The sequence below is a fragment of the Undibacterium sp. 5I1 genome, from assembly GCF_034314085.1.
GTDB lineage: Bacteria > Pseudomonadota > Gammaproteobacteria > Burkholderiales > Burkholderiaceae_D > Undibacterium.
In genome coordinates this window covers 1,743,864-1,768,743 of sequence record NZ_JAVIWI010000001.1, presented here as the reverse complement: position 1 = coordinate 1,768,743, position 24,880 = coordinate 1,743,864, and the positions used below count along the sequence as shown (strand labels likewise).

Here is a 24,880-nt window from a genome sequence, read left to right as displayed (position 1 = left end):
AATGACTGTTCTGCATCGCTTGATAATGTTATGTGTATTTTTTCTTGGTTCTATCCTCAACATTATCGAAGCGAATGCTGCCAGCATTACTCGATTTTCACCACAAGGTGAAGTGGCTCAGGTTCGACAGATCAGAGCCACATTTTCTGAAGCAGTAATTGCCTTTGGAGACCCTAAAGCGGCGGCTCCTTTGGATATTAAATGTACCCAAGCAGGCTCAGGTCGGTGGGCAGATGATAAAAACTGGGTCTATGATTTTACCGCTGACTTGCCGCCGGGTACGTTATGCAGTGCTCAGTTAAAAGCTAATTTTAAGACAGTTACCGGCGCAGCGATCACAGGCAAAAGCACCTTCCAATTCTCCACTGGCGGTCCGGCAATCGTCAGTGTTCGCCCTTATCAAGGCGAGTCTATTGATGAGGAGCAGGCATTTATTCTGTTCCAGAATGGTATCGCCACCAGCGCCAGTATTTTGCAACACACTTATTGCGAAATTGAAGGTGTGCATGAGCGGGTTCCGGTACGGTTTATTGAAGGTGCTGCCCGTACTGAATTACTAAAACAATACAGCTCAACCGACGAGAATACCGCTAGCCGTATCAGTATTGTGCAATGTCAGCAGCGTTTTCCTAATGCGGCGGCTGTGCGTCTGGTCTGGGATAAGGGAATTGTGACGCCATCAGGTGTGCCAAATAGTCAGGCGCAATCGTATAAATTTAAAGCACGTCAGGCATTTACTGCTAGCTTTACCTGCGAGCGCGAGAACGCCAAAGCGGCTTGCACGCCGATACAGGCAGTAGCATTAAATTTTAATACGCCAATCAGTCGGAAACTCGCAGAACAGATTGTTTTAAAAACTGCAAAAGGTAGTAGCAAGCCGACGTTTAAACGTGATGAAAAAGAAGAAACCGTACAACGGGTTGAGTTCGTCCCACCGTTCGCCGAAAAGACAGAATACACACTGGAGTTGCCGAGTAAACTACAAGACGATAGTGGTCGTAGTTTAGGCAATGCTACACAATTTCCTCTGAAGTTTTCTACCGCCGATTATCCACCGCTGGCAAAATTTCCTGCTGCTCCGTTTGGTATTGTTGAACTGAACGCGGATGCAACCTTGCCAGTCACCTTGCGTAACGTAGAAAAAAATTTGATTGCCCGCAGTACCGACGGTAAGCAGTCACCGGGCACGCTTGCGAACTTAAAAGTCGATGATGATGCTGGCATCATCAACTGGATACAACGACTTAATCGCTATCACGAGAGCAGCATCCAGATTGCAAATAAGTCCGTCGAGACTCGCAGTATCGGTTTACTTGCTAAAGAAGCTGGCGTGCGCAAACTCGATTTGCCTAGTTCACCTGAAGACAAAGATGCAACAGCGATTGCATTCAGGCCATTTGAGGTGATTGGTATTCCACTCAAAGATCCGGGCTTTTATGTGCTGGAACTGGAATCTCAAAAACTAGGTAGTGCCTTATTGGGCAAACCTGTTCCGATGTTCGTGCGTACCAGTGCCTTGGTCACCAATATGGCAGTACACATTAAATTAGGTCGTGAAAACGGCGCAGTCTGGGTAACGACTTTAGACTCGGCTAAGCCTGTAGGCAATGCAGATATCCGTGTATCTGACTGTACAGGTAAAGAAGTTTGGCGCGGCGTGAGTAACGCCAGCGGTATCGCCATGATACCGACAGCATTGGATAATCCTTGTCGCTACAGCGAAGACAACACGGACGTCAGCAAGGGCAAAATTAATGGATTTTTTGTCAGTGCTCGTAAGACCGATGAAAAAGGGCGCAAGGATATGGCGTTCGCTTTATCTTCCTGGAACAGCGGTATTGAATCATATCGCTTCAATTTGCCAACGGATACGAGCAAAGTCGCGACGGTCAGAGCTCACACTATTCTAGACCGTAGCTTATTTCGAGCGGGTGAAACTGCCTCAATGAAGCATGTGATCCGTATTGAAAATATGCATGGATTCGGTTTTCAGAAAGCAAGTTTATTACCTACTCGCGTTCGTATTATCCACCAAGGAAGCAATCAGGAATTCCAGTTTCCGCTGGTATGGCGCGGACAGAATACGGCTGAAACAACTTTTGCGATTCCAAAGCAAGCTAAACTAGGAACCTACAATATTGTGCTGGATCAGGGCACATCGAAGATAACTGAGGCGAACAATGACACCACTAATAACGATGCTGATAACGAATCCGATGGTGAAGACCGCTACGGTCGTAACACTTACAACAGCGGTAGCTTTAGGGTAGAAGAATTCCGTCTGCCTTTACTACAGGGGCGTATTACTCCACCCAAAGCCGCGCAAATTGCACCGAAAGAATTAGCTCTTGATGTGCAGCTAAATTATCTTAATGGCGGCGGTGCTTCAGGTCTGCCCGTTGAGATCAGTAGTTTACTAAGAAATAAAAATTTAAATTTCCCCGCGTACGATGGATATGCGTTTAATGCTGGCTACGAAGCCGATGATGAGCAAAAAATCGTTGCCAACAAATTGCCCGTGAGTCTAGATAAAAATGGTAGTGGTAAAACGGTTATAAAAAATCTACCTGCGATTACTAAGCCGCAAGAATTATTATCGGAAATGACCTACGCAGATCCTAACGGTGAAATACAAACCATATCTGCTGTGACGACCCTATGGCCTTCTGCCGTGATTGTCGGGATTAAAGCCGGTGGTTGGGTCTCAGTTAAAAAGAAAGTCACACTAAGCACTATCACGCTAGATACCAATGGCAAACCGCAAGCGGGCGTCGCTGTGGCACTAACAGGATTATCGAAACAAAGTAATTCTCACCGCAAGCGCATGGTCGGCGGATTCTATGCCTATGAAAACTCTGAGACAACCAAGGATTTAGGCGAGCTATGTTCTGGTAAGTCGGATGCGCGTGGCTTGTTCCTATGCGATGTAGAAATTAAAGAATCCGGCAATGTAGAGATAACCGCCAACGCTAAAGACGACAACGGCAAGAGCGCCTTAGCGAAAACTTCTGTCTGGGTCGCGAATCAAAATGAAATTTGGTTCGATGGCGAAAATCAGGACCGTATGGATGTCTTACCTGAGAAAAAGCAGTATCAGCCAGGCGATATCGCTAAATTCCAAATCCGTATGCCGTTCCGTTATGCAACCGCATTGGTTGCGGTTGAGCGTGAAGGTGTAATCGATACAATGGTGGTGCAATTGAACGGACGCGATCCAAGTATTACCGTCCCGATCAAGGCGAGCTATGGGCCTAATATTTTCGTATCTGTGTTGGCTGTTCGTGGACGGATGCGTGAAGTTCCTTGGTATTCCTTCTTTACCTGGGGTTGGAAAGAGCCACTGAACTGGTGGAGTGAATTCCGCGAATATCAAAATCCCGGCGCGACTGTCGATCTGGCAAAACCAGCCTACAAGTATGGAATTGCCGAAATTTCTGTTGGCACTGCCGCGCATCAACTGGCGGTAACCGTAACCAGTGATAAATCGGTATATCCGATTCGCACTACCTCCAAAGTCACCGTGCAGGTAATACGGCCAGACGGCAAGCCGGCCGCCGGCGCTGAAGTCGCATTGGCTGCTGTTGATGAGGCTTTGTTAGAGCTTCAGCCAAATACTTCTTGGGATGTTTTGGGAGCCTTGTTACAACGACGAGGATATGGTGTCGAGACTGCGACTGCACAAATGCAAGTGATAGGCAAACGTCATTACGGTCGTAAAGCCGTTGCTGCGGGCGGTGGTGGGGGCAAATCATCGACGCGTGAATTATTCGATACATTGCTGCTCTGGAAGCCCTCTATCATCCTAGATGCAAACGGTCGGGCGCAAATTGACGTGCCCTTAAATGATGCACTAACCAGCTTTAAGATCGTCGCAATTGCGCAAAGTGGGGCTGATCTTTTTGGCACCGGTTCTGTCAGCATCAGGTCTAGTCAGGATTTGCAGTTGATTTCTGGTTTACCTCCGTTGGTGCGGGAAGGGGATCAATTTGTAGTAATGCTGACGGTTCGTAATACAACGACTCGGTCGATGAAAGTCGAAGTGATGGCGAATGTCACAGGCTTGTCGTCAGAGCTGAGCAAGCAAAATATCGTAATACCAGCAGGTGAATCGAGAGAGGTAAATTGGAATGTGGTGGTGCCAGCTTCGCCCAATAATTTAAGTCCATCTTCCTTCTCTAATGCCGACAGGCAGCAGTTGACTTGGGATATTAAAGCGCAAGAAATCCCAGCAGCAGGAGTGCAAGGCGTGAAGGACGCACTGAAGATTAGCCAGCGTGTGATTGCTGCAGTGCCTGTTACGGTGCAGCAGGCTAGTTTGTTCCAGTTAGAGGCACCCATGACGATGGCGGTTAGTCAGCCTGCCGACAGCTTGCCTGGGCGAGGTGGTCTGGCGATTTCTTTAATCTCTAGTCTGGCTGGTGGTAACGAGAGCTTACGTCGTTATTTCAGCGAATATCCTTACTCCTGCCTTGAGCAAAAGACATCACGCGCTATCGGCTTGCGTGATGCCGCGATGTGGCAAAAGATAACGGCTGATTTACCTAGCTATTTGGACGCCGATGGTTTGGCATATTATTACCCTCCGGGCGACAGCAGCCAAAGGCATGGCAGCGATAGTTTGACTGCGTATATCTTGGCTGCAACCAACGAGGCTGGATTTGCTGTACCGGATGCCAGTCGCGACAAGATGTTGCAAGGCTTGAGTGCGTTTGTCGAAGGCAAAATAACACGCGATTTCTGGTCACCGAAAAAGGACCTGGATATCCGTAAAATCGCCGCGCTAGAGGCAATGTCTCGTTATGGTCAAGTGCAGCCTCGGATGCTGGGTTCAATTCAAATCGCGCCGAATCTATGGCCAACCTCCGCCATTATTGACTGGCTGTCAATTTTGCAGAGAACCGCTAATTTACCCAAGCGTGAGGCCTATCTTAAAGAGGCGGACCAAGTGCTGCGGTCACGGCTGAATTACCAAGGCACTCGTCTAGGTTTCTCGACCGAGGCAGATGATTATTGGTGGTGGTTAATGAGCAATGGCGACAGCAATGCAACCCGACTTATTTTAGTCATGCTGGATAATCCTGCATGGCGTGATGATATGCCGAAGTTGATGACAGGAGCCATTCAGCGGCAAACTCGAGGCCGCTGGATGACGACTACCGCTAACGTTTGGGGTTCATTAGCGTTAGAAAAATTTGCCAACAAGTTTGAGACTGAAAAGGTTTCCGGTATAACTAAAGCAAGCTTGCAGCAAGGCGCTGTGCAAAGTTTTAATTGGCCTATGGTTGGAACTGCAACTGGTAGCGGTAATTTGCAATTGCCTTGGCCTGCCAATACTTCTACTGCGATGCCATCGCCCAAATCGCTAACTCCGGCAGATGGTTTAAAACTCAGCCACGAAGGCAAAGGTAAACCATGGATAGTGTTGCAAAGTCTGGCTGCAATTCCCCTAAAAGCGCCATTCAGCAGCGGTTATAGAATCAACAAAACCGTCGTACCAGTTGAGCAAAAAGAGAAGGGTAAGTACAGTCGTGGTGATGTCCTGCGTATCAATTTGGAAATCGATGCGCAGACTGATATGACTTGGGTCGTCGTCTCCGACCCCATCCCCGCAGGGGCTAGTTTGCTGGGTTCAGGTTTAGGCCGTGACTCTGCAATTGCCGCAACTACTGGAGTAGATAATAGCAATGCAGGTAATTGGAGTACAGCCTGGCTTGCCTATGAAGAGCGCAGCTTTGAAGCTTTCCGTGGTTATTACGAGTTTGTGCCTAAAGGAAAATTCTCATTGACTTATACGGTTCGCCTAAATAATGTTGGCGAATTTAAATTGCCACAAACTAGAGTTGAGGCCATGTACGCCCCAGAAATGTTTGGAGAAATTCCCAATCCCGTCATGATAGTCAAGTAATGGTATTGATGAAGTACCGCTGGATCAGATTCGTTTGCACCGCGTCCATTGCCTGTGCATTGAGTTTAGCTGCAGGCGTCGCTAACGCCGTGCCCAGTTTTAAAGAAGTGCAAACTGACTTTGTATCGTCAGAAGGTTTTTTACTAGACCGCCATGGCGTTGTGGTGCATCAATTAAGGCTCAATCCAAAAGAGCGTAAGCTCGCTTGGGTCAAGCTGGAAGATGTCTCTCCAGCGATTAGAAATGCTTTAATCGCGTCGGAAGATAAACATTTTTACCAGCATAGCGGTGTAGATTGGAACGCCGTGGCCGCCGCTGCCTGGGGTAATTTGTGGAATAGCAAAACCCGTGGTGCATCGACCATCACTATGCAATTGGCAGGTTTGCTCGAAGAGGATTTACGCCGTAAATCCAGTGCCCGCACCACTACCCAAAAATTGACTCAGGCATTGGTTGCGCAATGGCTGGAGCGCAGCTGGCGCAAAGATCAAATCCTGGAAGCATATTTAAATCTCGTACCATTCCGCGGTGAATTAGTTGGCGTGTATGCCTTATCTCGGATTATGTTTGATAAGCATCCCAGTGGCTTAGATCAGGTGGAGGCAGCAATTGCTGTAGCCTTGCTCCGCGCACCCAATGCAACCTATACCAAAGTGGCAGAGCGTGCCTGCAATATCCTTAAAGACCAGGGTGTTCCGGCATTTTGTCAAAATCTGGCAGGACAAACTTCGCTCTACTTTGCGCGACTGACGGCTAAATCCGATTTAATTAATGTCAGCAACGGACCTCAATTAGCGCCGCATCTTGCGCAGCATTTAGCAAATAAGTTATTGAACTCTAACATGCATTCTCTGCGCGCTACTTTGGATGCCGGAACCCAGCAATTCGCAAAAGATGCTCTAACACGCCAGTTATCTGCTTTGGTTGACCGCAATATTGAAGATGGCGCAGTTCTGGTACTAGATAATGCTAGTGGCGATGTACTCGCATGGGTTGGCTCTAGCGGTAACCTGTCGGATGCCCGCCACGTAGATGGAGTCCTTGCTTTACGTCAGGCCGGATCAACCCTGAAGCCGTTTTTATATGAACTGGCCTTAGAGAGAAAATGGTTGACTGCGGCATCCATCTTAGACGACTCAGCCATCAATTTACCTACCGCATCCGGTTTGTATATTCCTCAAAATTACGACAAACATTTTAAAGGTTTGGTCAGCGTACGCACTGCCTTGGCATCGTCGTTAAATATTCCTGCCGTCCGCACTCTGGTCACAGTCACTCCTCAACTGTTTTTTCAACGCTTACAGAGTCTGGGATTTTCTTTGCGTGAAGAGGGGGATTATTACGGCTACAGTCTGGCGTTAGGCAGTGCTGATGTGAGTCTGCAAGCCTTAACAAATGCTTACCGGACACTAGCCAATCAGGGCAAATATAGCGCTATCCGCACCAGTGAAAAAGATCCCAAATCTGTAATGCTGCCAAGATTGTCGCCTGAGGCAACCTTTATCATCAGCGATATTTTGTCCGATCGCACTGCGCGAGCTGTAACCTTTGGATTAGAAAATGCCTTGTCGATCCGCTCTTGGTCTGCGGTAAAAACCGGGACATCCAAAGACATGCGGGATAACTGGTGCATTGGTTATTCTGATCGCTATACCGTAGGCGTATGGGTTGGCAACGCATCCGGCGCGCCGATGTGGGATGTGTCTGGTGTAACTGGTGCTGCGCCGATCTGGCAAGAGGTCATGCAATATTTAAACCGGGCGGTTTCAAACACAAAGAGCATCGCTAAAAAAGAATTGACCAGAACTGTTCCCGATGATGTCGTCATGCAGTCGATCAGCTACGACGATCAGTTAGAAGCGCCAAGGATTGAGTATTTTATCAAGGGGACTGAGCAAAGCCACATCGCCATCGCAAAATCAAACGAAATTAGACCATCGATCACTTATCCCACCGCAGGGATGTTGGTTGCTCTTGATCCTGATATCCCACCAGACCGGCAACGCATACGATTTGCTGCGCAGGGATTACAGCAGGGTGGATGGATGTTAGATGGACGAAGTTTGAACAATCCCGGCAAAACAAAATCCCAGTCAGGCCAACTGGCACAAATTGACTGGATGCCATGGCCGGGCAAACATCTATTGCAGCTTGTTGATAGCAAAGGATTGGTTGTTGACGAGATCCGGTTCGAGGTACGCGGAGCTCAGCTTGTGATAACAAAAAATACCAAGAAGTCAAAATAGCTTGATTAGCAGATCAACTAGAGCAGAGTTTTAATTATGATTCTGCTCGAGTATAGCCAAGAGTATGGTCTGTGATTTTTACTAGTTTAAAAAGGAATGTCGTCCTCTTCTGTCGGCTTAGTATAACGTTCAACGGCGTCCAATCTTGCATGTAAGTTTGCAAGTGCGATTCGTCGCTTTGTAGGTGAGGCGTCATTGAAAAAATGCAGAAAGTCACGAAGCGTTTCTATAGAAAAATCCTCTTTTTTAGAGTAATACGATCTACTTCAAATAACTACTTTCAATCTTCGCAGCACTACCATTTTTCTTAATCGTCTCAATCGCGGTATTCATCTTCATAATAAAGTCCGCTTTATACGCAGGATTATTATTGACGCTATAGCCAATAAATGTTTCTTCACCAGATAACTCAAGTGCCTCTTGTAGTTTGAAATTGTTCAGATCCGGATCAGCTTGTAATTTTTTTGTCGTATAAAATGCAGCGCCTCTATCAGTTGCGTAGCAGGCGATACGCTTTGCTGCTAGTTTTTTTATATTGGCTTCATTACCTTTGGCCTCTGACAAAGTAATTTTGCCTGCCTTAGCTGCGTCGATCAGTCTGGAAGATAAAAGAAATCCAGCGTTGACGCCTATTGTTAGACCTGTAAAGTCGTCCGGGAATTTTTTTCTTGGGACTGCCATCACATCCGGATTACAAAAGAGTACGACCGTTTCCGTGTAAAGCACGACAGAGTAGGTGGAGATATAAATGCGTTCTTTTTTAAACCCGGGCGGGAATAAAGCAAAGGACGCGCCGCTTTCCAGATCAGCTAAACCTCGCTTCCAAGGTCTTGGTTTAAGCTCTACCTCATAAGCTGGTTTTAATAACTCAGACGCCTTATGCAAGAGCTCTACATACATCCCTTTGAACTGACCATTTTCTACGTAAGAGTAGGGTGCATAATCATCGTCACCTAAGAGAATCACTTTTTCAGTTGCGTACGCGCTTGAGCCGACTGTTGATACAAAATAACTGGCAAGAAAAAAATAGAAAAATTGACGTTTCATTCGTAATCCTTCGATAAAAATTCCAAGATCTTATATTTCACTACCTGTCATAGCATGAAGTTATTTGTGTCTGAAAATGCATCTGAAATCTGGACACATGTATGCAGCTTGGCCCTCAGGATTAAATTTTTAATCGCGCCTTTCAGGTCAAAATAGTATTTGTTTTGGGTGCGACTATGGGTAAAGTGAGGATGAATTTTGTATACGAGTTATGCCCTGTTTTGCTGTCCACTAAGATGGTTCCGCCAAGCACGTCATTGGCGATGTTGTAGACAATATTCAGACCAAGACCACTGCCGCCTTGCCCCAGTTTTGTAGTGAAGAAGGGGTCGAAAATCCGATTAATATTTTCTTGTGAAATACCTTTGCCGTTATCCATAAAGACAAATTCAATTTGACCCAAAGGTAATTTTTTAACATAAATACTAATGATGCCGAGATGCTCGGAATCAAATCCATGCGCTAGTGAATTATTAAAGAAATTAGTAATCATTTGCCCAATCGCGCCTGGATAACTGTCCATCATGATGTCGTCTTCCAGGGCGGTATTAATTTTATGCGGTGTTTTTTTAAGTAAATGATGAAGCGTTGCCAGTACCTCGTTGATGACTGATTTAAGGTTAAAGGTACGTCGTTTGTCACTTGACTGGTCAACCGCAACCTGTTTGAAGCTACTGATGAGTTCGGCTGCATTATTGAGATTTTGAATAATTAATTGGCCTGCTTCAACCGACGCGTTGGTATAGTCTTCTAAGATTGAGCGTTTCAATAATCCGGCCTGATAATTAGCAGAGAAGTTTTTACTTCTATCTAGGAACGAGGTCGATACCAGAAGCGCATTGCCAATTGGAGTATTGAGTTCATGCGCGACTCCAGCGACCAGCGATCCTAGTGCGGCGAGTTTTTCTGATCTGATTAACTCATTTTGCGATTGATTTAGCTCTACCGTACGGGCTTCCACTTTGCGTTCAAGTGAATCATTCAGATCCCGGATGATTTGCTCGTTTCTTTCTCTCTCAATCAGGTCGGCTTGTAATTGCTTATTTTTATCCGCTAATTCAGCCAGTAGCTGGTTAAGTGTGTTGCGGGTAACTTCCAGTCTGTCGGCCAGGCTGCCAAGCTCATCATCGCGGTAAGGCCGGATCGGTGTCGCAAAGTTACCCAGTGCAAGCCGGTCTGCGTCTAGCCTTAGTTGATGGATAGGACGTACAAAGCGGTAATAAAGCAGCACTAAAATGATGATCAGTGAAACGATTAATTGGAGGGCGATACTGCCGACGTAGTTTCTTATGCGCCGCAAAAACTCGGCATCTAAATAACCGCTATCAAGACCGACTTCAACACGGCCTAAGACTTCGCCCTGATACAAAATTGGTTGGGCGCTGACGACGACGCTGCCAATTTTTCGTTCCGGTAAGCTTTTACGGAAAATGGATTTGTCGCCTTCAAATATTTCTACTTTGGTGATGGCAGGTGTTGCCATGGCGGCTTCTACCTGATCTTGGATTGCAGAGGGATTTTTGTTCCAGACTGGGTCGCGCAAATTTAGCGCTAGCATATTGGTAATTCTTTGCAGATCACTTTTTTGCTGTTCTACTGCGGCATTTCTCTCTACGCCCCATATGAATATCCAGCCAGATATAAAGGCAGGGACGAGCAGTCCAATTAATATGCCAAGCAAAATGGCGATCTGTATGCTGAGATGCGGTTTTTTCATTAGAAAATACCAGTTCCACTGCGGTTAGTGGGACGCTAAAAATTTAGCGAACAGTCGATGATGTGAATCTCTTGCCCATATGCAAATGATTATAAAACACATTAGATAAAAAATACGAATAGTGATGTAAAACTAACAAAAGCTTTAGTGCAAAAAAATGGAGTAAAGCGTTTGGGGCTTACTCCATACGCTTTACTCCACTGATCAGACTAATGCAGACCCGAACTTAGTCTGTAACTAATGACTGTCTGACGGTATTACTGATGCCGATACTTACATTGCCATGAATTAACTTACTCCCGCCTAGTATATTTTATTATCCGTGTAATTACTGGCTTGCAGGGAAATTTTTATAAAAAAATGGGGGAGTATAGGTAATTTCTTACTTAATGTGCTCCTCCGGCATCAATGGGGGCAGATGACTTTTTCGGTTTGGTGATCCATACCAGCGCAATCAGCGATAAGAACATAAACGACGATAAGTAGAAAATATCCGTCGCCGCCATCGTGCTTGCCTGTATCGACATTGTTCTGTCAATCACGGCCCACGCCCCTGTTTCTGGTATGCCTTGTTGCATTAATGCCTGCACACTTTGAACAAAAGCAGGGTAGTTGCTCCCCGTATGTTCAGTTAACTGCGCATGATGCAAGGTTGTGCGGCTATCCCATATCGTCGATGCGATCGACGTTCCCATGCCGCCGCACATGATCCTGACAAAATTGGACAGACCAGATGCTGCCGGGATTCTGTCCGGGGTTAGTCCAGACAGAATAATCGAGGTCAATGGAATAAAAAACATCGACATCGCTGCACCTTGAATCAAAGTCGGAATCAGAAGTGTCATCGTGTCCACATCGGTCGTAAATTGTGCCCGCATATAAAACACCACGGCGAACAAAATAAACGCAGTAGTAGCCACTTTACGCGCATCCAGTTTTGGTAAAAATTTACCGATCAGCGGCGACAAGATAATCGCAAAAACACCTACCGGCGCCATCACTTTGCCTGCCTCCGTCGCCGTGTAGCTGAGCTGTGTTTGCAGCCATAATGGCATGATCACCAGACTACCAAAGAACAAACCATAGCCAACAGAAATCGCTACCACACCACCGCTAAAGTTGCGTCGTTTAAACAGCGACAGATCAACGATAGGGTGCTCTTCACCAAGCTCCCAGATCACAAAATAGATCAGACCAACTGCCGCAATCACGGCTAACAAAATAATCTCGCCAGAGTTAAACCAGTCCAGTTCTTTGCCCTTGTCCAACATCACTTGCAAAGAACCGACCCAGACCACAAGCAAACCCAAACCGACCACGTCAATTGGCAGTTTTTTAATTTTGGATTCCCGTGTTTTATAGATTGACCAGGTTGTCCATGCCGCAAAAAGTCCAACTGGGATGTTGATATAAAAAATCCATGGCCAAGTGTAGTTATCTGAAATCCAGCCCCCAAGCAGCGGGCCCATAATAGGTGCGACGAGCGTCGTCATCCCCCATAAAGCAAGCGCCATCGAACTTTTAGCGGGAGGGTAACTACCCAGTAGTAAAGATTGGGATAACGGGATCATTGGGCCGGCAACCGCCCCTTGCAAAATACGGGCAGCGATCAGCGTCTCAATATTGGGCGCCATACCGCATAGTAGCGACGAGATGACGAATAACAAGATGGAAGTAGTGAACAAGCGGACTTGTCCGAACCGATTCGTTAAAAAACCGGTCAGTGGAACGGAGATCGCATTCGCTACCGCGAACGAGGTAATAACCCAGGTGCCCTGCTGAGGCGAGACACCCAAGTTGCCCGAAATCGCCGGGATTGATACGTTTGCAATCGACGAGTCCAACACGTTCATGAACGTGGCAAGTGATAACACCAAGGTTCCCAGTGCTAACTGAGCACCTTTTAGCGGTGGCAATGGCGCGGCTGGAGCAGGAGGAGCCGCAGGGGCGTTACCCTGCGGTTCGCCTGCTGCATCCGACGCTGAAATGGAGGTGCTCATTACAGCTTCTTGCCCATATTGTTCGTGACGATTTGCGCGATACGATCATCTGCTTCTTTGCCACTTTGTTCAAATACCGTCGTTTTGTAATCTGCTGTATTACGCAGTGGCGCACTACCAGCAACCGGGCTACCTTTTTGCTGAGAGATATCGACTTTGACTTGCATAGATAAACCGATGCGCAGCGGGTGTGTCGCCAGTTCTTTTTCATCTAACGCAATACGAACTGGAACACGCTGAACAACTTTAATCCAGTTGCCGCTTGCGTTTTGCGCAGGTAACAGGGCGAATGCAGAACCGGTACCAGCGGACAAACCAGCAACTTTGCCATGATATTCGACGCTAGAACCATACAAATCGGATTCCAAAGTCACGTCTTGTCCGATGCGCATGTGGGCTAACTGCACTTCTTTAAAGTTGGCATCGACCCATAAGGAGTTTAACGGCACGATCGACAACAATGGTGAGCCAGCAGCTACGCGCTGACCGACTTGTACCGAACGTTTAGCGATGTAGCCTGACATGGGCGCTGGCAAGCTGGTACGAGCGTAGGCGAGATAGGTCTCACGTACACGGGCTTCTGCACGTAAAACGTTGGGATGTTGTTCAACATTTGTCCGGTCAGTTAATACACTGTTGGATGCTAGTTGTTCGCGCGCTGCTAATAACGCAGATTCGGCGCTTTGCACTGCTGAACGGGCATGGTCGACTTCTTCGGAAGAGACGGCGCCAGTACTGACCAACTGTTGACGGCGAGCCAGATCGGATTTAGCACGTTCCACTTCAGTCAGACGTGTGCTGACATTGGCTTGCAATGGAGCGTTGTTTGCAAATAACACGCGGACTTCGCGAACTGTTTGTGCTAGCTGCGCTTCGGCTTGATCCAAGGCTACTTTGGCATCTGCACGGTCAAGTTCGATCAATGGCTTGCCGACTTGTACCAACTCGGTATCGTCAGCATGAATGGCTAATACTGTTCCAGCCACTTGCGGCGTTACTTGTACAACGTTCCCAGCGGCATAAGCATCTTCTGTATTTTCAAAATGGCTCCCGATGGTAAACCACCAAAAGGCGTAAGCGATTGCCACGACAATCAATACGATCGTGACGATAATCAACAAGCCGCGACGCTTACCGTTTGGTGGCGGTGTATTGGCCATTGTTGCCGAAGTTGCTGCTGGTGTTGTCGCTGTGGCGTTAGTGCCATTATTGGTAACAGGCGCGTTCATTGTGCGGCCTCCGAGTGAGTGAGTGATTGAGCGTTATTATTTGATGCTGCACTTGCAGGCAGTTGAGATAGTTGAAGTTCTGGGGCTATCTCATAACCGCCACCCAGTGCTTTGATTAAATTGATTTGTAAGTCAACACGGCGCACCTGTAGTTCTAATGAAGATTTTTTCTGCAAAACATAAATGTTTTCAGCGACCAGCACCGGCAGAATGTTCGCTGTGCCAACGCGTTGACGTTGCTGTGCCAACTTGATGGTTTGTTCTGCTGCTTTTTCGGCATTCTTTTGATTGCCATTTTGAAGTTCCGCAGTTTTCAGTGATTGGACTTGATCCGCCAATTCACGCAAGGCATCAGTCAGACTTTGGTTGTAAGTCGCGACTGCGGCATCGTATGCAGCCACACGACCTTTTAACTGTGCACGCAAACTGCCACCCTCAAATATTGGCAAACGAATTGTAGGGCCAGCGCCAACGATGCGGCTGCTACTTTGTAACAGGTTCGTTAACCCAAGACTGGAGAAGCCCGCAAAACCAATTAGATTGATATTAGGATAGAACTGAGTTTTCGCCGTATCGATCTCGCTTTGCATAGACTCGACTCTCCAGCGCGCTGCTACCACATCGGGGCGGCGACCCAGATAAGCCAAAGGCAATTCACCAGGCAGCGAAGTATTCATACCAGGATTAAACTGAGGACGGGGAATGGATTGACCACGCTCAGGCGCTTGTCCTAATAATGCGGCTAATTGGTTGCGATTGAGCGCAATGGCTTCTTGCCATTGATTGATATCCGATTGCAGATTCGCACTTTGCAATAAGCTTTGCTGGATATCAGTATTGTTATCCAAACCTGCCTTCACGCGTTGGCGTGTGATCTCGTCAAACTTATTTCGTATTGCCAGTTGTTGTGTGCTCAAATCTAGTTGCTCGTATTGACGCAGCAACTGCACCCAGGCATGCGCTACTGCGGTACTCAGCATTAAGCGGGCACTTTGTTGCTCTGCCAAGGCGACTTTTTCTTGCGACAGAGCAGTTCGCATTTCGGCGGAGTGCTTACCCCAAAAATCCAGGTCGTAAGAAAAATTCAACGCTAGCTGGTTATTTGTTTCTACAGCGCCGGCGAGTGGCGGCGGAATTAATCCGTTCTCAGTAAAGCGCTGGTAGGTACTGTCAAAACTTGCGCCAACACTAGGTAATTCGTTGGCGCGCGTGGCTTGTATCATGGCTCTGGCGCTTGCTACGCGGGCAGCCGCAACTTGCAGACTAGGGTTATCGGCAATTGCGGCGTCAATTAGGTCTTGCAAGGCTTGTCCGCCAATGTCTTTAGCCCAGTTGGCATTGAGCCATGCTGCATTTTGCAGTGCCGTTGCGCTAGCTTTGTCGCCAGAGTCAAAGGACTTCAACTTGGCATCGCTTTGTATGCCACTAAAATTGGCGCAGGCGGTGAGCAAGACAAAGACGCTACTGGCTAAGCCCAGTCGTATCGATGCTTGTCTTTGGAATGGAATTTTCATAGTTTTTATTGAAATAGAAAAATAATGTTTGTCAGGGCAATGATTATTTAGGAACTGCTGTTTGCTCTAATAAAGTTCTGTTGGCTAATAATTTTTTGAGTAAGCTTCTTAAAAAGCCAATTTCTTCCGGGCTAAATCCCGTAAACCCGATATTTAAAACATCGTTATAGATGCCGGGTAAATGCTGCACTAATTCATGTCCGGCTTGCGTCAATTCCAATTTAAACAGACGTTTATCGCTCTCGTCTGTAACACGTACGAGTAAGCCTTTTACTTCTAACCTGTCTAGCATGCGCTTCATTGCACCAGCATCGATAAAAAGATCACGTGCCAGCTCGGCGGCGGTCTCACATTTACCGGTTGCCAGCATCATAAATACGCTGGATTGGGCATGCGTGATCCCTAGTTTTGATACCGATTCATCAACTGATTTTGACAGCATGGTTTTCGCACGAGAGATGAGATAGCCGAGGCTTTCTTCAACCTGATACACGTCGAGCGGAAAAGTGGAGGAGGGCTGAGCCATATTTTTGATTAATTTCTTGATGAATTAGTTGCCTGGGCAAGATTTTATATCAAGAAATATTTTCTTGCTTGGCGTTACTAATTTGGCGTTGCTGATCCTTGTGCTGATCCTTGTGCACTAACGATGCTGCGCCGGGACTTCAAAACGTCTAGTCTTCTCAGTTTTAATGGAGTGATGGTTTATTCAGGGAGAGTGATTAAATCTATTTATATACTATGAGGTAGTATATTTAATCGTCCATATAATCATTGGACAGTAGAGCATATTTTAAAAAAATGGTGGGGAGTATGTGAATTTCCCTTTCCTTCTAGATTTGTGGGCATAAAAAAATCGGTGCATATTGAATGCACCGATTTTTATTTTTTGCTTAAGCGTTCGCTAGTCTTTTGCTAAAGCTTATTTAGTAATGAGTCGATTATGATCTACAAAATTTCACTCGCATGATCTGCCAGACGAGAACGTTCTCCACGCGCCAAGGTCACATGACCGCTGTGCGCCCAGCCTTTGAAGCGATCAACCACATAAGTCAGCCCGCTGGAACCTTCGGTCAGGTACGGTGTATCGATCTGTGCGATGTTACCCAGACAGATAATCTTTGTGCCCGGTCCGGCGCGAGTAACCAAGGTCTTAACTTGTTTTGGCGTCAGATTTTGTGCTTCGTCGATAATCAAAAATTTGTTCACAAAAGTACGGCCACGCATAAAATTCAGCGATTTGATTTTGATCTTGGAGCGTATCAAATCCTGTGTCGCAGCACGACCCCAGTCGCCTGCGTCGTTGTCTGATTTATTGAGCACTTCCAGATTGTCGTCAAATGCGCCCATCCACGGCGACATTTTTTCTTCCTCTGTACCTGGTAAGAAGCCAATGTCTTCGCCGACCGGCACGGTTACGCGGGTGACGATAATCTCATTGTAGGTTTTGCTTTCTAACACTTGCGCTAAGCCCGCCGCTAATGCCAATAAAGTTTTACCTGTACCCGCTTGCCCCAGCAAGGTGACAAAGTCGCATTCTGGGTCCATCAATAAGTTGAGAGCAAAGTTTTGCTCACGATTACGAGAAGTTACGCCCCATACGCTGTGCTTGGCATGACCATAATCACGCAAGGTTTGCAATACAGCAGTCTTGCCGTTGATTTGACGCACATGACCATAAAACGAAGACTCGCCGTTTTTCGGTTCCAGATAGACAAATTGATTAACCAGCAAACTAGGAATAATCGGCCCGGTAATACGATAGAACGTGGTGCTCAGACCGTTCTTATTTTCTTGCCAGGTCTCAATCCCTTTGCCATGCTTGTTCCAGAAATCATCTGGCAGTTGCACTATGCCGGTGTACAGCAAATCAGAATCTTCCAGCACATGATCGTTGAAATAATCTTCTGCTGGCAAACCCAAGGCGCGCGCCTTGATTCGCATATTGATGTCTTTAGAGACCAATACGACAGGACGACCTGGTGTTTCTGCCTCTAACGCGCGCACCACAGCCAAAATCTGGTTATCTGCTTTACCTTGAGGCAAGCCTTGCGGCAATGCTGCGCTTTGCAATTTGGTCTGGAAATACAGGCGACCTTTGGCGTCTTTATTCCCTAACTTGGAAAGTAAGATACCTTTTTCAATCTCGTGATGATCAATATCGCCAACCAGAGCGTCAAGTGAGCGCGATACCTGACGTGCATTGCGTGCGACTTCTGACATGCCTTTTTTATGATCATCCAGCTCTTCCAGAGTGATCATAGGCAAGTACACATCATGCTCTTCAAAGCGGAAGAGCGATGACGGATCATGCATTAGCACATTGGTGTCGAGTACAAATAATTTTTTTACGCCCGACTTATCCGCCGCCCGGCTAGTACCTGACTTGACACGATGTTCGTGTGCCGATGAGCCAGTTTTAGGCGCTGGTTTTTCACTCACTTTTGCATTAATTTTTGTCGGGCTAGCTTTGGCCTGAGTTTCTGGTATGGCCGTTTTAGCTATGACAGGGTTCTTAACCGGTGCGACCACATTGGCCTTAATCGGCGTGGCTGCTGGTGCACGGCCAGTGGCGTTACTTACAGCGTTACTGGCTGCAGTTGTCGCTACCGGGCTCAATCTGGTTTCCGGTTTGTTAGCGGGTTTAGTGACATTTAAAGACTTGGTTTTATCTGCTTTTGAATAATCCTTTGGGGACAGCAGAGCCGCAGGTTTTGTCGGCATTTTGGGCAGGGGCATTAGGACCTCTTCTAAAAGTGTGAGAGCTTAAAAGTCAAAAAGCCGCTATGGATGACGCCGGATTAATCCGGGACACTTCCATACACGGCTTTTTCTCGAAGAAAATTTTTGATTTCAATTACTGGTTTGCGCTCACAAATTCCAACACTTCATCAACATGTCCAGCTACTTTAACTCCTCTCCATTCTTTCACTAATTTACCGCTGCCGTCAATCACAAAAGTGCTGCGTTCGACACCGCGATGTTGTTTGCCGTACATACTCTTCATTTTCATGACGTCAAACAGATTGCAAACAGTTTCGTCCGGGTCAGAAATTAGTTCAAAGGGCAAACCCAGTTTGCTTTTAAAACCTTCATGAGAGCGCAGACTGTCGCGGCTTAAGCCAAAAATTTCGGTATTGGCTTGCTGGAAACTGTCGTATAAATCTCGGAAAGCCATACTTTCTGTCGTACAGCCGGGAGTATTGTCTTTTGGGTAAAAATAAATGACAACATTTTTTCCAGCAAAATTACTGAGTTGGAAAGTTTTATCATTTGTCATCGGGGCAGAAAAATCGGGGACTTGGCATTGCAGTGCTGATGGGCTATCGGCCACGGTGATCTCCTGAGGTAGATTGAATATGTGCTAAATAAGAAGCTTAAATTAGACACTTAGATGCGAGGCATTTAAATGCGAGACACTTAGATGCCACCCGGAGTCAATTCGGGTCAGCATCAATTCAAGCAAAGAGTCGGACTGAGGCGCCTGGAAATTACTACTGTGCTACTTGCTAGGCAGTAATGCGATCAATTCTCCCGATCGTCCCGGCAGTTCAGCCCAAGTAATCGGACGCACCGGCAAAATATCGTTTTTGATGGCGTCATAATATGTCGCCATGGAGATGCAATCGTAACCCTGCTCGCGCCAACCCTTCAATAATTGGTCAAAGATGGGGGCAAGTTTCTGTCCTTCAAGTTCTGCATGTAAGGTAAATACATGATTTCTTGGCGTCGCCGTTAATTTAAGTATGTTAGCGGCGATATTTGACTCATTGATGACGACGCCGTCAATTTCTCGCCCTAAAATTTCATCCAGAGTTGGGAGTGTAGTTGGCATTTGCAGACAGGCGAAGGTTTTGCCATGCGACTGTAAGCGATACGGTCCGGCTGCGGGATCAGTCAAGCTGCCGTCGTCGTTGAGCATCGCACGACCGTCTGAAGCATAGGCAATACCAAATTGGTCTAACTGAGCGAACGCATCCGGATTCATTTGCCAGCCGGCCGCACCATGCGTCTTTGGTACTTCACCAAAAATTTGTGTAAAGCGCGCATACGCCTGCTGCATCTGGCTCTGGGTCCAGGCTGCATCGCGTTGGCGCACATTGTCGTGCCAGACCACGTGATCCCAGGTGTGAATGCCACATTCAAAGCCAGCTTCCTTGACCGCACGCATTTCTGCCGCACAGTCTTTGCCGATATCCGGCGCGGGCAGAAAAACGCCGTACATCAAAGTCTTGATGCCATAGTGTTCAACTACCGAGGTACGGGACACTTTTTTGAAGAAGCCAGGACGAAATGCGCGTCGCAATGCCCAGCCAGTGTGATCTTTACCTAAAGAAAACAGAAAGCTCGCACCAGCTTGATGTTGTTTTAAAAGGCGTACCAGATTTGGTACGCCTTCTTTTGTGCCGCGATAGGTATCGACGTCAATTTTGAGAACGATGCTTGGCATTGTTACTGGATTAGTCCATCAATGCGCGGGCTTCGGCGACTTGCCCACGGTAAGCATCAAAAATATTGCGCATAGTGTCTTTCATATCTGTCGTCGGCGCCCAGCCCAGTTCTTCACAGGTATTGGTGATTTTTGGTACACGGTTTTGTACGTCTTGATAACCTGCGCCGTAGTAAGCACCTGAGGTTGTTTCTGTCAGTTGTACTTTTTTCGCTGTTTCTGCATATTCCGGGTACTCAGCCGCCAACGTCAACATCATGTGCGCGAGTTCGCGGATAGAGAAGTTATTGGTTGGATTGCCGATATTGTAGATTTTGCCACTGGCAATGCCATCTTTATTAGCGATGATACGCATCAAGGCGTCGATACCGTCGTCGATATAAGTGAACGCACGTTTTTGCGCGCCGCCATCTACCAGAGAAATATTTTCGCCACGGACGATATGACCAAAGAATTGCGTCACAACGCGTGAGCTACCTTCTTTTGGTGTATGAATAGAATCCAAGCCAGCACCGATCCAGTTAAAAGGACGGAACAGTGTGAAATTCAAACCTTCCATGCCATAACCCCAGATTACTCTATCCATCAGTTGCTTGGCGCAAGAGTAAATCCAGCGTGGTTTATTGATCGGTCCGCAAATCAGTTCTGATTGTTCTGGATCAAATTCTTCGTCATGGCACATGCCATACACTTCAGACGTCGATGGAAATACCAGATGTTTGCCGTATTTAGCTGCGGAGCGGACGATAGGCAAGTTGGCTTCAAAGTCTAGCTCAAACACACGCAAAGGCTGTTTGACGTAAGTCGACGGGGTCGCGATGGCGACTAATGGCAAGATGACATCGCATTTTTTAACGTGGTACTCAACCCATTCTTTATTGATGGTGATGTCACCTTCAAAAAAGTGCATACGTTCGTGATTGATCATGTCGCCCAAACGCTCGGTTTGCATATCCATGCCATAGACATGCCAATCGGTAGTTTCCAGGATGCGCTTGGAGAGGTGATGGCCAATAAAACCGTTCACGCCGAGAATGAGGACTTTTTTCATTGTGATTTCTTTAGTTAAAATTTGATTTACTTATTATTCTTGCCGACCGTTTTTTGATTATGTCTGCTTCATTGGATTGAACCAATTTTAAGCCTTGATGGCAGCTTCCAAAACTTCAGGGGAAACCGCTTTGCCATTGGATAATAATTCAATAATCGATAGTGCGCGACCATCGCCGCAAACGCCAAAGATAGCATTATCCACTACACATAAGCCTGTCGGCAAATCAGATCTATTGTTAGTAGGAAAGTTTGTTGATAAACGTGCTTTTCCGATAACATAAGTCTGACCATTTAATTCAGTAAACGCACCGGGGTAGGGTGGAGCAACGGCTCTGTGCAAGTTGTACACCTGCTGCGCAGTGTGCTGCCAGTTAATGCGACCATCTTCTGGCTTACGTCCACCGAAATAACTTCCTTGCGACAGATCGTTGTTCAGCTTAATTGCGTTGCCTGCTAGCAAGCCGGGCAAAGCTGACCATAAGGTTTGTTCGGACGCGACCGTTAATTTTCCAAATACTTCAAACGCCGTGTCGTCTGGCAAAATCGGCACCATGGTCTGGGCGATGATCGCGCCTGCATCAGGTTTAAGCGCCATTTCATGCAGTGTTGCCCCCGTTTCAGTTTCGCCATGCAGAACTGCCCAATTGACTGGTACACGACCACGGTATTTGGGTAATAAAGATCCGTGCAAATTATAGGCACCGCGTTTTGCCAGCCCTAATAATTCAACGGGCAACATATTGCGATAATAGAAGCTGAAAATAAAATCGGGCGCGATAGCTGCGACTTGCTGATGTAATTCAGCAGACTTTGGGTCGATTGGGGTAATGGTCGGTATGCCGTGTTCTTTGCAAAGCGCAGCGACCGATTCAAACCAGATGGTCTCAGCAGGATTGTCTTCATGCGTCACAACCAGCGTGATGTTGATACCGCGAGCTAACAAGGTTTTGATACAGCGAACACCGACGCTATGGTAAGCAAAGACGACGGCAGTAGCAGTGGCATTGGTGGCGTCACTGCCAGTGAGATTGTTATCTGTCATCTCAGTTGGTCTCTGAAACATCATTGCTGGTATGTTCTAAAATTGTTTGTACCACATAACGTGGGCGACCGCGTACTTGTTGATAAATACGACCAACATATTCACCGAGCAAACCAATACCGAACAGAATCACGCCCATCATAAAGAAAGCAATCGCAAATAGCGTGAATAGGCCCTCTGCTTCCGAACCCAAAATAAAGCGACGAACTAAGAGCAAAAATACCAGCAGGGCAGATGCCGCTGACAGCACCATCCCTAGCATAGAGAACCACTGCAAAGGCATAATAGAAAAGCCCGTCATCAAATCAAAATTCAAGCGGATTAGGCTGTACAGTGAATACTTGGATTCGCCAGCAGCGCGTTCTTCATGTTCCACCGTGATTTCGGTCGGATTGCGCGAGAAAGTATAGGCAAGGGCAGGCACAAAAGTGTTGACCTCACTGCATTGATTGATCAGGTCGATCACATTGCGGCCATAAGCGCGCAGCATATTGCCTTGATCGGTGATTTTGAGACGGGTGATTTTTTCGCGGAAGCGATTCATTGCTTTGGAGGCGTAGGTACGCCATGCTGAGTCCTGACGTTTGCGGCGGATAGAGCCAACGTAGTCATAGCCCTCGCGCATTTTGTCGACCAGTGCGCCAATTTCTTCAGGGGGATTTTGCAGATCGGCGTCGAGCGTGACGACGATTTCACCGCGGGTCGCCTGAAATCCTGCCAGTATCGCCATGTGTTGGCCGTAATTGCCACTGAATAAGACGACACGGGTAACATCTGGACGCAGTCTGAACTGATCCGCCAGTATCGACGCCGTATTGTCGCGACTGCCGTCATTGACGAATACGATCTCATAGCTAACACCACGCGCAGCCAGGGCATCCAGCGCGGGATATAGCCGAGCGTACAACTGCGCTAGACCGGTTTCTTCGTTATAAACAGGGATGACGACGGAGAGTTCTGGTTTCATCAATCGAGGCTCAAAATTAGGAAAGGCAAGATTTTACCGCAGACACGACGCGTTCTACGTCGGCTTGGGTCATGCTTGGGAATAATGGCAGTGTGACGATCTGCTTACCAACACGCTCTGCGATCGGGAACATGCCATCTGTAAAACCACGAGCACGATAATAGCTGAACAAATGAATAGCACGGTAGTGATAACCGAGGCCGATGCCCACATCCATCATTTGCTGCATAAATTCGCCGCGATTGACGCGTTCTGGCAAAACAATATGAAACATATGCCAGTTGCTGTTTTCAAAATCAGCGACCGGTAGTTCGGCGCCTGTTTGTGCTTCGAATTCGCTGCCAAATGTCGCAAAATAATACTGCGCCAGCACTTTGCGTTTGGCGTTGAACTCTGCCAGATGCTTCATCTGTCCAAGACCAATCGCGGCGGCGATATCGGTCATATTGTATTTGCCGCCGAGGACATCAACATCGATACCATCCAAGCCGCTACGGGTGACGCCTTGTAGCCGATACTTTTCTGCCAGGCGGGCTTCTTCTGCATTATTTAAGACCAGGCAGCCACCTTCGCCAGTCATGATATTTTTATTGACCTGAAAACTGAATGAGGCAAAGTCGCCAAAGGCACCGATGCGCTGACCTTTCCAGGTAGAACCAATGGCTTGCGCTGCATCTTCGACGACACGCAGATTGTGTTTCTTAGCGATTGCATAAAGTTTATCCATGTCGCAGGGCAGGCCGCACATGTGAACAGGGATGATTGCTTTTGTGCGCGGTGTGATCGCCGCTTCAACTTTATCCAGGTCAATATTGTGACTACGTGGATCGATATCGACAAATACTGGCGTAGCACCGACTTCGATAATGACGTTGGCGGTAGCAACCCAGGAATTTGGTGTCGTAATTACCTCGTCACCCGAGCCGATGCCCGCAATGCGTAAAGCGATTTCCATCGTACAAGTGCCCGAGTTGTAGGTGCGCACTGGTCGGCCACCAAAGTACTCGGACAATTGCGCTTCCAGCGCCTGCACATTAGGACCGCTGGTCAACCAGCCAGAACGCAAGACATTACCGACAGCGGTAATCGTCTCTTCGTCCATGGTGGGTTTTGTGAATGGCAAGAAGGGCAGTGCTGTAGTCATTGCTGATTCCTTTATTTATATACTGGGATGGAGTAAATTTAATCGTCCAGATATTGTTTGGACAATAAGGGGTATTTATCGACATACTCCCCTTATTTTTTAATTTACCTTCAAATCATGTTGATTTTTAGCGATGCTTTAGCTTTTTATCAGGAGGGCGACACCAATGATAATGACGCCGATAGCGAGTATGCGTTGCAGCGACATGACTTCACCTAAAAGGTACCAGGCAAGGAAGGCATTCACAACGTAGCCGATAGACAGCAGCGGATAGGCGATACTGACATCAACCCGGGACAGGCCGACAATCCATACCAGCACTGACAACACGTAGCAAGTGAGGCCGCCAATGATAGGCAATTGAGTCGCTAGTTTTAATCCTATAGGGAGCCAGTTTTCCGCTGTTAAATGGATGGCGCCCACTGCTTTAGTGCCTATTTTAAGTAGTAACTGCGCGATTGCATTTAAAAAAATGCCGGTCAGAATAAAACCAAAAGTGCCGATGTTCATATTATTTTCTTGTTCCTGTGGCCGGATTAGCTGGATTAATTGGATTGCTTGTCTTA

At 47.1% G+C, this 24,880-nt stretch carries 16 protein-coding genes; 2 read left to right on the top strand and 14 right to left on the bottom strand.

Features of this window, described 5'->3' with window-relative positions; all coding sequences use genetic code 11:
• Nucleotide 1 precedes the first annotated feature (1 nt).
• Both RGU72_RS07845 and pbpC read left to right on the top strand, forming a co-directional pair.
• On the top strand, nt 2–5,905 hold the full coding sequence (locus RGU72_RS07845; protein ID WP_416200109.1) for an MG2 domain-containing protein: 5,904 nt from the start codon (nt 2–4) through the stop codon (nt 5,903–5,905).
• 8 nt (nt 5,906–5,913) lie between these two features.
• The gene (gene pbpC / locus RGU72_RS07840) at nt 5,914–8,151 is read left to right on the top strand and encodes a penicillin-binding protein 1C (protein ID WP_322119201.1); all 2,238 of its coding nucleotides are present in this window, start codon (nt 5,914–5,916) and stop codon (nt 8,149–8,151) included.
• Nucleotides 8,152–8,412: 261 nt separating this feature from the next.
• On the opposite strand, the gene RGU72_RS07835 is transcribed toward pbpC, so the two are convergent.
• From RGU72_RS07835 to RGU72_RS07770, 14 genes are all read right to left on the bottom strand, one after another.
• Complete coding sequence (locus RGU72_RS07835; protein ID WP_322119200.1) at nt 8,413–9,198, bottom strand: substrate-binding periplasmic protein; 786 nt, start codon at nt 9,196–9,198, stop codon at nt 8,413–8,415.
• A 142-nt stretch (nt 9,199–9,340) separates the two neighbouring features.
• Nucleotides 9,341–10,915, bottom strand: a complete 1,575-nt coding sequence (locus tag RGU72_RS07830; RefSeq protein WP_322119199.1) for a HAMP domain-containing sensor histidine kinase — start codon at nt 10,913–10,915, stop codon at nt 9,341–9,343.
• Between the two features lie 386 nt (nt 10,916–11,301).
• Nucleotides 11,302–12,915: a DHA2 family efflux MFS transporter permease subunit gene (locus tag RGU72_RS07825; protein WP_322119198.1), complete on the bottom strand. Its 1,614-nt coding sequence runs from the start codon at nt 12,913–12,915 to the stop codon at nt 11,302–11,304.
• Nucleotides 12,915–14,144, bottom strand: coding sequence for an HlyD family efflux transporter periplasmic adaptor subunit (locus RGU72_RS07820; RefSeq protein WP_416200108.1), 1,230 nt, complete (start codon nt 14,142–14,144; stop codon nt 12,915–12,917). The genes RGU72_RS07825 and RGU72_RS07820 overlap by 1 nt, the downstream gene beginning before the upstream one ends.
• Complete coding sequence (locus tag RGU72_RS07815; protein ID WP_322119197.1) at nt 14,141–15,658, bottom strand: efflux transporter outer membrane subunit; 1,518 nt, start codon at nt 15,656–15,658, stop codon at nt 14,141–14,143. The genes RGU72_RS07820 and RGU72_RS07815 overlap by 4 nt, the downstream gene beginning before the upstream one ends.
• Nucleotides 15,659–15,701: 43 nt before the next feature.
• A complete protein-coding gene (locus RGU72_RS07810) occupies nt 15,702–16,184 on the bottom strand; it encodes a MarR family winged helix-turn-helix transcriptional regulator (protein ID WP_322119196.1) in 483 nt (160 codons plus the stop codon).
• A 422-nt stretch (nt 16,185–16,606) separates the two neighbouring features.
• Nucleotides 16,607–18,397, bottom strand: a complete 1,791-nt coding sequence (locus RGU72_RS07805) for a PhoH family protein (protein WP_322119195.1) — start codon at nt 18,395–18,397, stop codon at nt 16,607–16,609.
• 118 nt (nt 18,398–18,515) lie between these two features.
• Nucleotides 18,516–18,992: a peroxiredoxin gene (locus RGU72_RS07800; protein WP_322119194.1), complete on the bottom strand. Its 477-nt coding sequence runs from the start codon at nt 18,990–18,992 to the stop codon at nt 18,516–18,518.
• A gap of 168 nt (nt 18,993–19,160) precedes the next feature.
• Nucleotides 19,161–20,108, bottom strand: coding sequence for a polysaccharide deacetylase family protein (locus RGU72_RS07795; RefSeq protein ID WP_322119193.1), 948 nt, complete (start codon nt 20,106–20,108; stop codon nt 19,161–19,163).
• Between the two features lie 10 nt (nt 20,109–20,118).
• Complete coding sequence (locus tag RGU72_RS07790) at nt 20,119–21,159, bottom strand: bifunctional UDP-4-keto-pentose/UDP-xylose synthase (protein ID WP_322119192.1); 1,041 nt, start codon at nt 21,157–21,159, stop codon at nt 20,119–20,121.
• 87 nt (nt 21,160–21,246) lie between these two features.
• Nucleotides 21,247–22,203, bottom strand: coding sequence for a formyltransferase (locus RGU72_RS07785; RefSeq protein WP_322119191.1), 957 nt, complete (start codon nt 22,201–22,203; stop codon nt 21,247–21,249).
• 1 nt (nt 22,204) lies between these two features.
• Nucleotides 22,205–23,170, bottom strand: coding sequence for a glycosyltransferase (locus RGU72_RS07780; RefSeq protein ID WP_322119190.1), 966 nt, complete (start codon nt 23,168–23,170; stop codon nt 22,205–22,207).
• Between the two features lie 16 nt (nt 23,171–23,186).
• Nucleotides 23,187–24,314 carry a DegT/DnrJ/EryC1/StrS aminotransferase family protein gene (locus RGU72_RS07775; protein WP_322119189.1) on the bottom strand — a complete coding sequence of 376 codons (1,128 nt, stop codon included), beginning with the start codon at nt 24,312–24,314 and terminating at the stop codon, nt 23,187–23,189.
• 138 nt (nt 24,315–24,452) lie between these two features.
• The gene (locus RGU72_RS07770; RefSeq protein WP_322119188.1) at nt 24,453–24,824 is read right to left on the bottom strand and encodes an EamA family transporter; all 372 of its coding nucleotides are present in this window, start codon (nt 24,822–24,824) and stop codon (nt 24,453–24,455) included.
• Nucleotides 24,825–24,880: the final 56 nt, after the last annotated feature.

What these genes read in the sequence shown, in the direction of transcription:
- RGU72_RS07830 (WP_322119199.1), bottom strand. Translation starts at nt 10,915, where the DNA reads ATGAAAAAACCGCATCTCAGCATACAGATCGCCATTTTGCTTGGCATA.
- RGU72_RS07820 (WP_416200108.1), bottom strand. Translation starts at nt 14,144, where the DNA reads ATGAACGCGCCTGTTACCAATAATGGCACTAACGCCACAGCGACAACA.
- RGU72_RS07845 (WP_416200109.1), top strand. Translation starts at nt 2, where the DNA reads ATGACTGTTCTGCATCGCTTGATAATGTTATGTGTATTTTTTCTTGGT.
- RGU72_RS07775 (WP_322119189.1), bottom strand. Translation starts at nt 24,314, where the DNA reads ATGACTACAGCACTGCCCTTCTTGCCATTCACAAAACCCACCATGGAC.
- RGU72_RS07770 (WP_322119188.1), bottom strand. Translation starts at nt 24,824, where the DNA reads ATGAACATCGGCACTTTTGGTTTTATTCTGACCGGCATTTTTTTAAAT.
- RGU72_RS07795 (WP_322119193.1), bottom strand. Translation starts at nt 20,108, where the DNA reads ATGCCAAGCATCGTTCTCAAAATTGACGTCGATACCTATCGCGGCACA.
- RGU72_RS07815 (WP_322119197.1), bottom strand. Translation starts at nt 15,658, where the DNA reads ATGAAAATTCCATTCCAAAGACAAGCATCGATACGACTGGGCTTAGCC.
- RGU72_RS07780 (WP_322119190.1), bottom strand. Translation starts at nt 23,170, where the DNA reads ATGAAACCAGAACTCTCCGTCGTCATCCCTGTTTATAACGAAGAAACC.
- pbpC (WP_322119201.1), top strand. Translation starts at nt 5,914, where the DNA reads ATGAAGTACCGCTGGATCAGATTCGTTTGCACCGCGTCCATTGCCTGT.
- RGU72_RS07785 (WP_322119191.1), bottom strand. Translation starts at nt 22,203, where the DNA reads ATGACAGATAACAATCTCACTGGCAGTGACGCCACCAATGCCACTGCT.
- RGU72_RS07805 (WP_322119195.1), bottom strand. Translation starts at nt 18,397, where the DNA reads ATGCCCCTGCCCAAAATGCCGACAAAACCTGCGGCTCTGCTGTCCCCA.
- RGU72_RS07790 (WP_322119192.1), bottom strand. Translation starts at nt 21,159, where the DNA reads ATGAAAAAAGTCCTCATTCTCGGCGTGAACGGTTTTATTGGCCATCAC.
- RGU72_RS07810 (WP_322119196.1), bottom strand. Translation starts at nt 16,184, where the DNA reads ATGGCTCAGCCCTCCTCCACTTTTCCGCTCGACGTGTATCAGGTTGAA.
- RGU72_RS07825 (WP_322119198.1), bottom strand. Translation starts at nt 12,915, where the DNA reads ATGAGCACCTCCATTTCAGCGTCGGATGCAGCAGGCGAACCGCAGGGT.
- RGU72_RS07835 (WP_322119200.1), bottom strand. Translation starts at nt 9,198, where the DNA reads ATGAAACGTCAATTTTTCTATTTTTTTCTTGCCAGTTATTTTGTATCA.